Here is a 12,379-nt window from a genome sequence, read left to right on the forward strand (position 1 = left end):
CGCGCCGAGTCGCTCCTCCTCGCGTCAGCGCACCGCGCTGGCGCAACCACCGGAGCGCGCCCGGGCGGATGGGTGTCAGGTGAGGGGTTTGCGGGTGCGGTCACGCGCCAGGAGGACACCGAGGAGCAGGATCAGGATAAGGACGACACCGCGGGCGAGACCCTGCCAGTAAAAGGACAGCCCGATGAGGTTCATCCCGTTCGTCAGCAGCGCGAAGATGAGCACGCCGACGAGCGTCCCGAAGAGGTTCGGCCGCCCCGTCCGACTCAGCGTCGTCCCGATGAACACCGCACCGATGGAGTCGAGCACGTAGAGCTGCCCGCTGTTCGCGACGAAGCCCTGGCTCCGCGAGGCCAGGATCAGCCCGGCGATGGCCGCGATCCCGGCGGCGAAGATGAAGGCGGTCGCCATCGACGTCCCCGCCAGCCGACCGGAGATCCGGGTCGCAGTCGGCTGCTCACCCGCCGCGGTCAGCACCCGACCCCAGCGACTCCGTTCGAGCGCAGCCCAGACGATGATCAGCACGAGCACGGCGACGACGATCGGCGCCGCGACACCGAGTACGGTTCCGGCACCCAGCCACGCGAACTCGTCCGGCACGCTGCTGCGCGACAGGTAGATGGGCGACCCGCCGTCGGTCGCGACCTGCTGCACGCCACCACCGATGAACCAGACGCTCAGCGTCGCGAGGAACGGTCGGATGCGCAGCACCACGATGAGGAACGCGTTCACGGCCCCGACGAGCAGGCCGACGACCAGACCGCCGACGATCGCCACCCAGGCCACGTAGTCGTCGGCCAGGAGCGCCGACGCGGTGAGCGCCGCGAGGTCGATGGCGACACCGATGGAGAGGTCGATGCCACCGGCGCGGACGACGACCGTCATCGCGACGGCCGCGAGCAGGAGGAGCGCGTTCTGGTTGAGCACGCCAAGGAGGTTGTCGGCGGTCAGGAACGACGGCGACAGCACCGCGAACACGATGAGCAGCACGGCCAGCACGGCGGGGGCGAGCGCCTGCGGGACCGCGGCACCGAGGCCACGGACCGTCAGCCTCGAGAGCGGGCCGCCGGGACGCTGGTCATCGCCGCCTCCCGGTCCAACCGACCCGGCCTTCGGGACGGAGACGCCGGTGGTGGCGGAGGACTGCGTGCGCGTGTCGACACTCATCGCTTGACGCTCCGTTCGCGGATCGCGGCGACCGCGAGGACCAGCAGGATCAACACACCCTTGGTGATGCCGATCCACTGGCTCGGGACGCCGAGCTGGCTGAAGCCATTGGTGAGGATCGCGACGAACACGGCACTGAACAGAGTCCCCGTGATCGTGACGACGAGCCGACGGGAGAACGCGATGGACAGGAACGTCGCGAGGAGGATGTCGATGAGCGACTGCTCGCCGATCCCCGGCAGGGCAGCGGACAACCGACTGGTCATGAGGACGCCCGCGATCCCGGCGAGGACCGCCGCGAGGACGTAGCTGACGACGATGTGGCGGTTGACGGCGATCCCGGCCACCCGGGCGGCCGTCGGATTCTGCCCGACCGCGGCGTTCTTCACGCCCCAGCTGGTGCGCCCGGTGGTGAAGGCGGCGACCGCGAAGACGAACAGGAGCACGACGACCGCGGCAGGGACACCGACGACGTGTCCACTCCGCAACCAGACCAGCCCGGCGTCGGAGACCGGCACCTTCACGTTGTTCGTGATGACGATGGTGAGACTCGTGACGATGCTCATCATCGCGAGGGTGACGAGGAGCGGGCGGATCCCGGCGACAACGACGAGACCGTTCACGAGCCCGATGACCGCCGCGGCTCCGAGCCCGATGAGCAGCGCGAGCGGCAGACCGAGCTCGGCCTGCAGGAGCACCGCGACGAGGGCACCGGAGAAGCCGAGGACGGCGCCGATGGAGAGGTCGATGCCGCCGCGGACGACGTCCTCACCGCCCGTGACGACGACGATGGACAGTCCGAAGGCCGCGATCGCGTAGACCGCCGACTGGGTGAGGATCGTCGCGAGGTTGGCCGGGTCGAGGAAGCCGGGCGAGGCGACCGCGAAGACGACGACCTCGATGACGACGATCGCGTAGCCGATGAGTCCCAACCGGGAGACCGGGCGACGGCGTTTGGTCGCGGACTCGGCTGCGGCCGACGGCGCCTGGCCGGGCGCGACGGGTGGAGCGGAGAGGGCGGTCATGCGGAAGCTCCTCGGGTGGGCAGTGTGCCGCCTCCAGGGTCTGCCGACGGGGCAGACCTCGGGGGATCAGCCTGCGTCGACGACGTGGGCCCTTCGGCAAGCTCAGGGACCGGCGGGACCGAGGGGGCCGGCGGCGTTGACGCGACCTCGGCGGCGCCCGTCGACCAGGCGAGGATCGTGTCGGCGGTCGCCTGCGATCGGGGCAGCTCGGTCCGGATCGTCCCGCGGTACAGCACGAGGACGCGGTCGGCGAGGCCGATCAGTTCCTCGAGGTCGACGCTCACGAGCAGGACGCCGGCGCCCTGCGCGACGAGCGCGTCGATCTCCGCGTAGATCTGTTGACGCGACCCGATGTCGACGCCGGAGGTCGGCTGGTCGAGCACGAACACCGTCGATCCGGCCGCGAGCCATCGACCGAGCACGACCTTCTGCTGGTTGCCGCCGGAGAGGCTCCCGGCCACCGCGGTGTCGTTCGCGGGCCGGACGTCGAGCCTCGCGACGAGGTCGGCGGCGATCTCCCGCTCGCGTCGACCACGCAGGATCCCGCCGAGCCCGGTGATGCGGTCGAGCGCGGCGAGGGTGAGGTTCTCGCGGACGGACTGACGGTTCAGGATGCCGTCGCGGTGGCGGTTGGCCGGGACGTACGCCCCACCCGCCCGGACGAAGGCCCTCGGCGAGCGGATCGTCGCCCGGCCGAGCCGCACGGTTCCGCCGTGCGCGCGCAAGCCGGTGACCGCGTCGGCCAGTTCCTCGAGGCCCGAGCCGACGAGACCCGTGACGCCCACGATCTCGCCCGGACGGACGGCGATCGAGACGCCGTGCAGCCGTTCGGGGACCGTCAGGCCATCGATCGCGAGGACCGGTTCGGCGACGGCGTCGGCGACGATCCGTTCCCGGTCGCCGAACTCCTCGACGCTCCGCCCCACCATGAGCTGGACGATGGCGTCGAGGGTCGCGTCGGGATCGGCGAGGTCGAGGGCACCGACGCGTTCACCGTTCCGGAGGACCACGACGCGGGACGCGATGTCGCGCACCTCCTGCAGGTAGTGGGAGATGTAGATGACGGCGACGCCCTGGCTCTGCAGGGTCCGGACGATGCGGAACAGCCGCTCCACGTCGCCGGCGGCGAGCGGTGCGGTGGGTTCGTCGAGCACGAGGACCCGTGGTCGCGTGATCGTCGCGATCGCGAGCTGCAGGAGTTGCTGCTCGGCGACGCTCAGCTCGTCGACGAGGGTCTTGCCCGGCACGTCCAGCCCGACGAGGTCGAGCAGCTCCCGCTCGGCGCGCCGGTCGAGCTGCCGGCCGGTGAGGAACGCGGAGCGCGAGCCGAGGAACAGCTGCTCCGCGACCGTGAGGCGACCGGCCAGGTGGCGGTCCTGGTGGATGACGCGGACACCGAGGCGTTCGGCGTCGCCCGGGTTGCGGATGACGACCGGTTCACCGTCGATCTCGATGGTGCCCTCGCTCGCCGTGTAGAGGCCGGTGAGGATCTTGATGAGCGTCGACTTGCCCGCGCCGTTCTCGCCCACGAGCGCGACGACCTCGCCGGGGTGCACCTCGAGGTCGACGTCGTCCAGCACCCGGACGCCGCCGAAGTCCTTCGCGATGCCACGCATACTCACGGCGGGAGCCGAGGCTTCGGTCGTGGCTGCACCGGGCCGACCGCCCAGCGAGCGCTGGGCGGTCGACTCGTCGATCGAGGTGTCGTGCGTCATTCCAGGCCGAGTCGCTTGCGCTCGTCGGCGACGTTCGCCTTGTCGATGAACACGGCGTCGAGGTAGGTGCTCAGCGGCACCTCGTCCTGCTTGCCGCCGAGGTACAGGGCGACGTTGTTCGCGCTCGTCGTCCCGAACAGGGTCGGCTGCTGCGCGACCGTGAACTGATACACCGAGTCGGGGTCCTGGATGAGGTCGAGCGCTCCGGGCTCGGCGTCGACGCCGTAGACCTTGATCTCGTCGCGGCCCGCCGCGTCGATGGCCTGGGAGGCACCGATCGCCGGGAGGTCCCAGCACGACCACACGGCCGAGATCTCGCCCTTGGGGTAGCGGGTGAGCGCATCGTTCGTCTTCTGCTTGGCGTCCTCGATGGTGCCCTCGTAGATGTCCTGCAGCTCGGGCTCGATGATCTCGATGTTCGGGTAGTTCTTCAGCACGAGCTTGAACTCGTCGTAGCGGATCTGGCAGGGGGTGACGTCGTAGAAGCCGTTGAAGACGAGCACCTTGCCCTTCCCGCCGATGTCCTCGGCGAGGGTGCGGGCGAGGGTGGAGCCGATCTGCCAGTTGTCGGAACCGATGTTGTTCACCGAGTTCTCGCTGGCGTGGTCGATCGTGAAGACCGGGATGTCGGCGTCCTTCGCCTGCTGCAGCGCCGGGGCGAGCGTGGTCGCGTCGCCGAGGATGACGACGATCGCGTCGACCTTCTGTGAGACGAGGTTCTCGACGTTGGCCAGGTGCTTGTCGTCCTGTGCGTCGGCCTGGGTCGCGACCACCTTCGCGCCGAGCTCCTCCAAGCGGTCCTGGACGCCCTGGTAGGTGAGGCGACCGAAGTCGCGCACGACGTCCTTCGCTGCCACGCCGACGGTCTTGCCCTTGAGCGAGGGGACGTCGGCGTCGGAGGCCGCTGAGCTGGCGGCGGGGCCGCTCGTCGACTCGCCGGATGAGGACTGCTTCAGCGAACAGCCGGTGGCGAGGCCGGCCACGACGGCCAGCGAGATGATGGACAGCGCGAGGCGTGATCGACGACGCATGGGGACTCCAGAGGACGGTGGGGCGCGGGAGGGTGCAAGGGTGGTGGGGCGGGCCGGCGTCCGCTGTCGGCGCGTGGGGGCGCACCGGGACGTCGGGTTGCAGTAACAGTAAGGAGTGATCGGACGGGCCGCGAGAGGGCGCTCAACCTGACGTAACACAAGCCGCGCGGCGTCGGAGGTGCGCGCTGACCGGTGCCGGCGCAGCCCACGAAAACGTCGGATGTATCATGGCGCGAGGCGGAGCGACCGGCGACCGTCGTGCACCAACGGGGGGTCTCCATGGCAGTCACCGACGAAGCGATCGCGAGGATCCAGGCGATGATCGTCGCCGGCGATCTCCAGCCCGGGCAGCGGCTCCCTCCGGAGAAGGAACTCAGCGAGACGCTCGGGCTCTCGCGCAGCTCGCTCCGTGAAGCGGTCAAGGCCCTCGAACTCATCCGCGTGCTCGACGTGCGTCGCGGCGACGGCACCTACGTCACGACGCTCGAACCGAGCCTGCTGCACGAGGCGATGTCGTTCGTCATCGACATGCACGCCGACGGTTCCCTCATCGAGATGTTCGAGGTGCGGCGGATCCTCGAGCCGTCCGCCTCGGTGATGGCGATCCGCCACCTGGACGACGAGAAGATCGCCGAACTGCGCGCGATGGTCGACGAGGTGGACGAGTCCACGACCGTCGAGGACCTCGTCGCGCACGACCTGCAGTTCCACGCCCGCGTCATCGAGCTGAGCGGCAACGCCTACCTCGCGAGCCTGCTCGCCGCCCTCGGCAGCAAGACGGTCCGCGCCCGCATCTGGCGCGGCCTCACCGAGGAGAAGGCCGTCGCCCGCACCCTGCAGGAGCACCATGCGATCGTCGACGCCCTCGAGAAGCGCGACACCGAACTGACGCGTGCCCTCGTGACCGTGCACGTGAGCGGCGTCGAGAGCTGGCTGCGCCGGTCCCTCTGACCCCTGCCACGTGCCCGGGTGGGTCGGAGCGGGCTCAGCGTCCGCCGAGCCCGCTCGTCACGATGCCCCGGATGAGGTGCTTCTGCAGCAGGATCAGCATGAGGACGGTCGGGAGCATCGAGATGACCGAAGCCGCCATCACCAGATTCCACTGGCTGCCCTGCTGCCCGAAGAACTGCTGGAGCCCGAGCGGGATCGTCCCATAGGTGTTCACGTCGTTGACGATGATGAGCGGCCAGAGGAACGAGTTCCAGTAGGCGATGAACGAGAAGACGGCGAGAACCGCGAGCGTCGGGCGGGCGAGCGGGAGCATGACGTGCGTGAACGTCTTGATCACGCCGGCGCCGTCGACACGAGCGGCGTCGTCCAGTTCCTGCGGCACGGTCAGGAAGAACTGCCGACAGAGGAAGGCGCCGAGCGCGGTGAACGCGAACGGGATGATAAGTGCTTGGAACGAGTCGACCCAGCCGAACCCCTGCATCATCACGTACAGCGGGATGAGGAGCACGTCCTGCGGGATCATCATCGTCGCCAGGAAGAGGACGAACACGAGGTTGCGGCCCCTCCACCGGAGGCGGGAGAAGGCGTAGCCGCTCAGCACGGAGACGGCCATGTTGATCATGGTGCCGACGACAGCGACGAACAGACCGTTCAGGAGGAACCGGCCGAAGGGCAGGTAGCTGAAGGCCTCGGAGTAGTTCTCCCAACGGATCGACGAGCCGATGAGCGTCGGGGGTGTCGTGAACGTCTCGGCCGGAGGCTTCAGCGAGGTCGCCACCATGTAGACGAGCGGTGAGATGAACGCGAGGGCGACGAGACACAGCACCACGTAGGACACGATCGACCGAGCACGGCTGACGGACTTCGTCTGCCCCCGCCGGAGCCCGCGGGGGTTGACGGTGACGAACGACGAGGTCGGCGGATGCTGTCTGGCGGCCGACCTGCCCGCCGAGATCCGATTACTCATAGTGCACCCACTTCTTCTGGCCGAGGAACTGCACGGCGGTGATCGCCAGGATGATGATGAACAGCACCCAGGCGGCGGCGGAGGCCACCCCGAGCTGCTGGAACACGAATCCCTGGTTGTAGATGAATTGCACGAGCGTGGTGGTCGATGAACCCGGACCACCCTTCGTGAGGATGAACGGCTGGGCGAACACTTGGAACGCGGTGATGAGCGTCATCATGGCGGCGAAGAAGATCGACGGCGAGATCATCGGGAACTTGATCCGCCAGAACGAGGTCCATGCCCCGGCACCGTCGAGCTCGGCCGCCTCGAGCTGGCTCTCCGGTACCGAGTCGAGCGCTGCGGAGAAGATGAGCATGTTGTAGCCGAAGCCCTGCCAGACGCTCATCGCGACGATGGCGAGCATGGCCCAGTGCTCATCGGCGAGGAAGTTCGGAGCCGAGACCCCGATGCTCGACTGCATCGTCGCGTCGATCAGCCCGTCGGGCTGGTAGATCATCCGCCAGATGACCGCGTTCGCGACGATGGGGGTGACCGTTGGGATGAAGAAGAGGACCCGGAAGATCTGACGGTGTTTGATCTTCGGGCTGAGCCAGGCTGCGAGTCCCATCGACACGATGAGGTTGAGCGGCACGTACAGGACGACGAACAGGGTCGTGTTGAGGATGACCGTTCGGAAGATCGGGTCTGCGAACAACGCTGCGTAGTTGTCGAAGCCGACGAAGGTCGGCGATCCGAGCATCGGCCAGTTGTTCAGGCTGATGACGAGCGACGCGATGATCGGCACGACGGTGAACAGCGCGAGACCGATCGCGTGCGGACTGGCGAATCCCAGTCCCCACCAGGATCGTCGGGCGTGGACCGCGTCCGGATCGACGCGCGCGGTGCGCTTGGAGGGCCGGACGGCTCGCACCGGGGCCGCTGGGAGGGTAGCCATGCGGGTTCTTCCTTTGCTTCGACGACGATCGGAGCGGCTGGTGGGCGACGTGGGTCGCCCACCAGCCGGAGCTCACTTCGGCAGTTGGCTCGAGATCTGGTCGAGGACCTCGGCGCCGGATTGCTGTCCGTTCATCGCCTGGATCGCGTACTGGGACATCAGTTGGGCGAGCTGATCGCTGTTCTTGTTCCCGGGCAGCGGGACGGATCCGTCCTGGGCTGCTGCGAAGCTCTCCTCGACGCCGTCGATACCGGCGTTGTCGAACCAGGCGCCCTGCGCTGTGGTGCGGGCGGGGAACGCCCGCCCCTCCTTGCCGAGTGTCGAGAGCACGTCCTCACTCGTCATGGTGGTGATCGCCTGATAGGCCTGCTCGGGGTACTTGCACTCCTTCGAGACACCGAAGCCCGATCCCGCGGAGAAGGTCGTCGGGGCGCTACCGGCCGGCAATGTCACGACGCCGACGTCGAACGTCGCCTTGGCTTTCGTGTTGATGAGCGACCAGGGTCCGTCGACATAGGTGGCGGCCTGTCCGTTGATGAAGGCGTTGTCGTCGGCCGAACTGTCGGCGCTCGCAGGCGTCGCGTAGCCGTCCTTCACGAGGCCGGCGATCCACTCGAGACCCGCAGCGAATTTGGCGTTGGTCACGTCGAGCGAACCGTCCTCGCTCACCACCCGACCGCCGTTGTAGGACAGGATCATGGACTCGAGGTAGAGATCCTCTGCGCTCGGCGCGTAGAGCTGCTTCCCCGCCGATTTGAGCGCTTCACCCGCGGCTTCGAAGTCGTCCACGGTCCAGCCGGGCTTCGGTTCGGCGACGCCGGCCTCGGCGAAGAGGTCCTTGTTGTAGAACATGACGAGCGGGCCGGTGTCGTAGGGGAGGGCGTAGAGCTTGCCGTCGACCTTCATCGCGTCGAGCGCGGTCGCGTCGAACTCGTCGAGCGCGGTGCCGCTGCTCTTCGCGAGGTCGTCCAGCGGGAGGAGGACATCGGTGTAGTTGGCCGCCCGAAGGCTCTGCACCGTGACGATGCAGGGGGCAGTACCGGCACTCAACTGGGTGCGGAGCTTCGTCCAGTAGTCGGAGAACGGCGCGCCCTGGATGGTGACGTCGATCTTGTCCGACGACTTCACCTCGTCGGCGACCGTCTGCCACGCTGCCTGGTCCTCCTGACCGGCGATCCACATGGACCAGACGAGCGACTCTGCAGTCTGGGAGCCGGTCGCGCTGCCACCGGAACACGCCGTGAGGGCGAGGACACCGGCCATCGCCGCGCCGGCCATGAGCTGTCGTTTCATCGGATGCTTCTCCACTTCGTTGGGCGTGCAGTACTCAAGGGATCCAGACCCGGTCGGGAAAGACGGCTGAACGTGGTGCGATCTAAACATCGGATGTCTCATCTGTCAACTGTTGATATTTCCGCGAATCTGGGCCACTTTGGAGACATTCGCCCCGCAGAGTACGGATGATTGGCATCCCTGACTCGCATCTCAGCCGCATCATCGACGACGAAGGATCACGCATGGCCATGTTCAAGGACGACTCCGTCCGCCTCCCCGAGTTCGAGAAGTTCGTCCACGAGACACCCGCCTGGTTCTCCGACGCCAAGCTCGGGATCTTCGTCCACTGGGGGGCGTACTCCGTCGCAGCCTGGGCGGAACCGATCGGTGAGCTCGGGGCGACGGACCACGCGCACGACTTCGCCCGGAACCCGTACGCCGAGTGGTACTTCAACACCATCCGCATCGAGGGGAGCCCGGCGCAGCAGCACCACCGGGAGACCTTCGGAGACGTCGACTACGACCACCTGCTCGAGCTGTGGCGCGCCGAGCGCTTCGACGCGGACGAGGTGCTCGCCCTCGTGAAGCACACGGGAGCACGGTATTTCGTGCCGACGACGAAGCACCACGACGGGATCACGCTCTGGGACGCTCCCGAGACGAACGGCCGCAACACCGTCGCCCGAGGCCCGAAGCGCGACCTCATCGGCGAATTCGCTGCAGCGACGGAACGCGCCGGGCTGCGCTTCGGCGTCTACTATTCGGGCGGGCTGGACTGGCACTTCTCCCCGTCCGAACCGGTCGTCGAGACCGACGGGCCGGACGGCTGGACGAACCGGGCCAACGACCGGCCGTACGCCGACTACGCATACGACCAGGTCGCCGACCTCATCGAGCGGTACCGCCCTGACATCCTCTGGAACGACATCGAATGGCCCGACCCGGGCAAGGACGACGGCGCGCGTGGACTCGTCTCCCTCTTCGACCGCTTCTATGCCGCCGCCCCGGACGGACTGATCAACGACCGCTGGGGAGACACCCATTGGGACTACCGGACCACGGAGTACCAGATGGGCGGCATCACCGATGACCCGTGGGAGAACTGCCGCGGCATCGGCTACTCCTTCGGCCACAACACCCTCGAAGACGAGAAGCAGCTGCTGAGCGGCGAGGAGGCGATCCGGTACTTCGTGGACATCGTCGCGCGAGGCGGGAACCTGCTCTTGAACATCGGCCTGCAGGCGGACGGTACCGTCCCTCCGGAACAGCGCGCGACGCTGGAGGCGCTGGGCGATTGGAACGCGGTGAACGGTGCGGTCGTCTTCGGTTCACGACAGCTCGACGACGGGATCGCGAGCGGTTCGGAGTCACCGTGGACGAGGTGGACGCGTACCGGCGACATCGCCAACGCGATCATCGATGCGGACGGCCCGGTGACGCTGACACTCGCTGCCGACGCGATCCTGGTCGACTCCGCTCGACTCGTCGACGGCACGTCGCTCGCCGCGTCCGTCGTCGACGGTGGTGTCAGGGTCGATCTTCCGACGCGCTCGGTGCCCGGCCCGCAGGTGGTCCGCTTCGATCTGAGCTGAGCCCGCTCCCGCTGCCCGCGATGGCGGGCGGGTAGTTTGAGGGGATGAACGGCACGATCGACACCCGAGCGCTCATCGACCCTGTCGACAGCGAGGCCATGGCGAAGGCGCCCGCGTACCACCGGGCGCCTTCCGCGCGGCTGTTCATCGGCCTGATCGCGGGAGTCGTCGTGGTCACCGTCGCCGGGTTCGTCCTGTTGGGGACGCTGTCGTCTTCCTCACGAGGCGGCTCCGGCCCGACGCCGCTGCTCGGGATCGGACTCCTCGCGGCCGCCGCCGTCGCGGTCGTCGCGGTCCTCTCCTGGCGCACGAGGCGCATCAAGCGCTTCCGCCTCTCCCAGTTCGCGGCGACCAACGGGATGACCTACACCTCCGACCTCAGCTACCCACCGTTCCCCGGCATGATCTTCGGGATCGGATCGTCGCGGCAGGCTACCGACGTGCTGCGGGCTGATCGTCCCCGCCCCGTGGAGTTCGGCAACTACCGGTACACGGTCCGCCATGGCAAGAGTTCGACGACGCACCACTGGGGGTACGTCGCGGTGAAGCTGGACGTCCCCCTGCCGAACATCGTGCTCGATGCGATCGGCAACAACGGCTTCGGCTCGAACCTTCCCGCGGCGTTCCAGCGCGCCCAGCGGCTGTCCCTCGAAGGCGACTTCGACCAGCACTTCACGCTCTACTGCCCGGCCGGCTACGAACGCGACGCCCTGTACCTATTCACGCCGGACATCATGGCGCGGTTCATCGACCACGCCGCCCAACTCGACGTCGAGATCATCGACGATTGGATGTTCCTGTACACGAAACGCGAGGTGTCGACCCTCGATCCCGACACCTGGGCCTGGCTGTTCAGCGTCGTCGACGCGCTGATGACGAAGTTGGACCAGTGGGCGCGGTGGCGGGACGACCGCCTCCAGCCGCAGTCACCAGGAGGGCTGGAGCATCCGTCTGCACCAGGCGCTCAGGCCGACTCCCCAGCACTCGGACTGCTCAAGCCGCCGCCGGGGGTCGCTCCGTCCGGCCGCAGGTTGCGACGATCCGGCACGTGGATCCCCATCGTGTTCGTCGTCGGAACGGTGATCCTCTGGATCGTCATGCGCATGAACTGACCACATGGTCCGCACGCATGTCGAGGACGTCTGGTGATCGACAGACGAGGACAGAACAGGCCGGTTGCTGGGATGGCTGGGTGACCGACCCCGGTCACTCGTCAGAAAGGACCATCCCATGCGCAGATCAGCCGCCTTCGGCTTCGCCGTCCCCGTCCTCGCCCTCATGCTGGGGCTCACCGCCTGCTCCGGGACGTCGGACGCCCCGTCCGGCGGTGGCGGGTCGCCGTCGACCGCCGACGGCTACGCCCAGGCGTTCGACGACTACACGATCTCCCTCGCGGGTTGCCTGCGCGACCACGGGGTCGACGTCGTGGACCCGGAACCCGGCACGGCGATCACCCTCGACGGCAGCGATGCGATGAACCAGGCCTACGACGCCTGCAGCACGGAACTCGGCCCACCGCCGGCCAACCCCGATCAGCCCACCAGGGCGGAGATCTCCGACGAACTGCGGCTCCGCGCCCAGTGCCTGCGCGACCAGGGGTTCGACGTCCCGGACCCCGACGCGAACGGCGTGTGGGACCTGCCGGAGGACCTGTTCGACGAGGCCAGGGCCTGCGCCGTGCAGTGACGACCGCTCCGGACGGGACGGCCGACCGATCCG

The 12,379-nt window shown here is 68.0% G+C and carries 11 protein-coding genes; 4 read left to right on the forward strand and 7 right to left on the reverse strand.

Annotated elements, in window-relative coordinates:
* Positions 1-75: 75 nt before the first annotated feature.
* The 4 genes from EAO79_RS00985 to EAO79_RS01000 are packed head-to-tail and all read right to left on the reverse strand — an operon-like array spanning position 76 to position 4,938.
* Positions 76-1,167: an ABC transporter permease gene (locus tag EAO79_RS00985; RefSeq protein ID WP_124767440.1), complete on the reverse strand. Its 1,092-nt coding sequence runs from the start codon at positions 1,165-1,167 to the stop codon at positions 76-78.
* A complete protein-coding gene (locus EAO79_RS00990; RefSeq protein WP_124767441.1) occupies positions 1,164-2,192 on the reverse strand; it encodes an ABC transporter permease in 1,029 nt (342 codons plus the stop codon). Before EAO79_RS00990 ends, EAO79_RS00985 begins: the two co-directional genes overlap by 4 nt.
* Positions 2,189-3,907, reverse strand: a complete 1,719-nt coding sequence (locus EAO79_RS00995; RefSeq protein WP_124767442.1) for a sugar ABC transporter ATP-binding protein — start codon at positions 3,905-3,907, stop codon at positions 2,189-2,191. Before EAO79_RS00995 ends, EAO79_RS00990 begins: the two co-directional genes overlap by 4 nt.
* On the reverse strand, positions 3,904-4,938 hold the full coding sequence (locus EAO79_RS01000; protein ID WP_124767443.1) for a sugar ABC transporter substrate-binding protein: 1,035 nt from the start codon (positions 4,936-4,938) through the stop codon (positions 3,904-3,906). Before EAO79_RS01000 ends, EAO79_RS00995 begins: the two co-directional genes overlap by 4 nt.
* Positions 4,939-5,217: 279 nt before the next feature.
* Here EAO79_RS01000 and EAO79_RS01005 point away from each other — a divergent pair, with 279 nt between their 5' ends.
* Positions 5,218-5,889 carry a FadR/GntR family transcriptional regulator gene (locus EAO79_RS01005; RefSeq protein WP_124767444.1) on the forward strand — a complete coding sequence of 224 codons (672 nt, stop codon included), beginning with the start codon at positions 5,218-5,220 and terminating at the stop codon, positions 5,887-5,889.
* Positions 5,890-5,923: 34 nt separating this feature from the next.
* Here EAO79_RS01005 and EAO79_RS01010 read toward each other — a convergent pair whose 3' ends face one another.
* The 3 genes from EAO79_RS01010 to EAO79_RS01020 all read right to left on the reverse strand — a co-directional run bounded on the left by EAO79_RS01010 (position 5,924) and on the right by EAO79_RS01020 (position 9,086).
* A complete protein-coding gene (locus EAO79_RS01010) occupies positions 5,924-6,856 on the reverse strand; it encodes a carbohydrate ABC transporter permease (protein WP_082455639.1) in 933 nt (310 codons plus the stop codon).
* Complete coding sequence (locus tag EAO79_RS01015; RefSeq protein ID WP_082455641.1) at positions 6,849-7,793, reverse strand: carbohydrate ABC transporter permease; 945 nt, start codon at positions 7,791-7,793, stop codon at positions 6,849-6,851. The genes EAO79_RS01010 and EAO79_RS01015 overlap by 8 nt, the downstream gene beginning before the upstream one ends.
* Before the next feature lie 72 nt (positions 7,794-7,865).
* Complete coding sequence (locus EAO79_RS01020; protein WP_056777104.1) at positions 7,866-9,086, reverse strand: ABC transporter substrate-binding protein; 1,221 nt, start codon at positions 9,084-9,086, stop codon at positions 7,866-7,868.
* A gap of 224 nt (positions 9,087-9,310) precedes the next feature.
* Here EAO79_RS01020 and EAO79_RS01025 point away from each other — a divergent pair, with 224 nt between their 5' ends.
* From EAO79_RS01025 to EAO79_RS01035, 3 genes are all read left to right on the forward strand, one after another.
* On the forward strand, positions 9,311-10,660 hold the full coding sequence (locus EAO79_RS01025; RefSeq protein ID WP_056777107.1) for an alpha-L-fucosidase: 1,350 nt from the start codon (positions 9,311-9,313) through the stop codon (positions 10,658-10,660).
* A gap of 44 nt (positions 10,661-10,704) precedes the next feature.
* On the forward strand, positions 10,705-11,772 hold the full coding sequence (locus tag EAO79_RS01030) for a hypothetical protein (RefSeq protein ID WP_124767445.1): 1,068 nt from the start codon (positions 10,705-10,707) through the stop codon (positions 11,770-11,772).
* 118 nt (positions 11,773-11,890) lie between these two features.
* Entirely contained in the window at positions 11,891-12,346 is a 456-nt protein-coding gene (locus EAO79_RS01035; protein ID WP_124767446.1) for a hypothetical protein, read from the forward strand.
* Positions 12,347-12,379: the final 33 nt, after the last annotated feature.

The organism is Plantibacter sp. PA-3-X8, from assembly GCF_003856975.1.
Classification (GTDB): domain Bacteria; phylum Actinomycetota; class Actinomycetes; order Actinomycetales; family Microbacteriaceae; genus Plantibacter; species Plantibacter auratus.

What these genes read in the sequence shown, in the direction of transcription:
- EAO79_RS00985 (WP_124767440.1), bottom strand. Translation starts at nt 1,167, where the DNA reads ATGAGTGTCGACACGCGCACGCAGTCCTCCGCCACCACCGGCGTCTCC.
- EAO79_RS00990 (WP_124767441.1), bottom strand. Translation starts at nt 2,192, where the DNA reads ATGACCGCCCTCTCCGCTCCACCCGTCGCGCCCGGCCAGGCGCCGTCG.
- EAO79_RS00995 (WP_124767442.1), bottom strand. Translation starts at nt 3,907, where the DNA reads ATGACGCACGACACCTCGATCGACGAGTCGACCGCCCAGCGCTCGCTG.
- EAO79_RS01000 (WP_124767443.1), bottom strand. Translation starts at nt 4,938, where the DNA reads ATGCGTCGTCGATCACGCCTCGCGCTGTCCATCATCTCGCTGGCCGTC.
- EAO79_RS01005 (WP_124767444.1), top strand. Translation starts at nt 5,218, where the DNA reads ATGGCAGTCACCGACGAAGCGATCGCGAGGATCCAGGCGATGATCGTC.
- EAO79_RS01010 (WP_082455639.1), bottom strand. Translation starts at nt 6,856, where the DNA reads ATGAGTAATCGGATCTCGGCGGGCAGGTCGGCCGCCAGACAGCATCCG.
- EAO79_RS01015 (WP_082455641.1), bottom strand. Translation starts at nt 7,793, where the DNA reads ATGGCTACCCTCCCAGCGGCCCCGGTGCGAGCCGTCCGGCCCTCCAAG.
- EAO79_RS01020 (WP_056777104.1), bottom strand. Translation starts at nt 9,086, where the DNA reads ATGAAACGACAGCTCATGGCCGGCGCGGCGATGGCCGGTGTCCTCGCC.
- EAO79_RS01025 (WP_056777107.1), top strand. Translation starts at nt 9,311, where the DNA reads ATGGCCATGTTCAAGGACGACTCCGTCCGCCTCCCCGAGTTCGAGAAG.
- EAO79_RS01030 (WP_124767445.1), top strand. Translation starts at nt 10,705, where the DNA reads ATGAACGGCACGATCGACACCCGAGCGCTCATCGACCCTGTCGACAGC.
- EAO79_RS01035 (WP_124767446.1), top strand. Translation starts at nt 11,891, where the DNA reads ATGCGCAGATCAGCCGCCTTCGGCTTCGCCGTCCCCGTCCTCGCCCTC.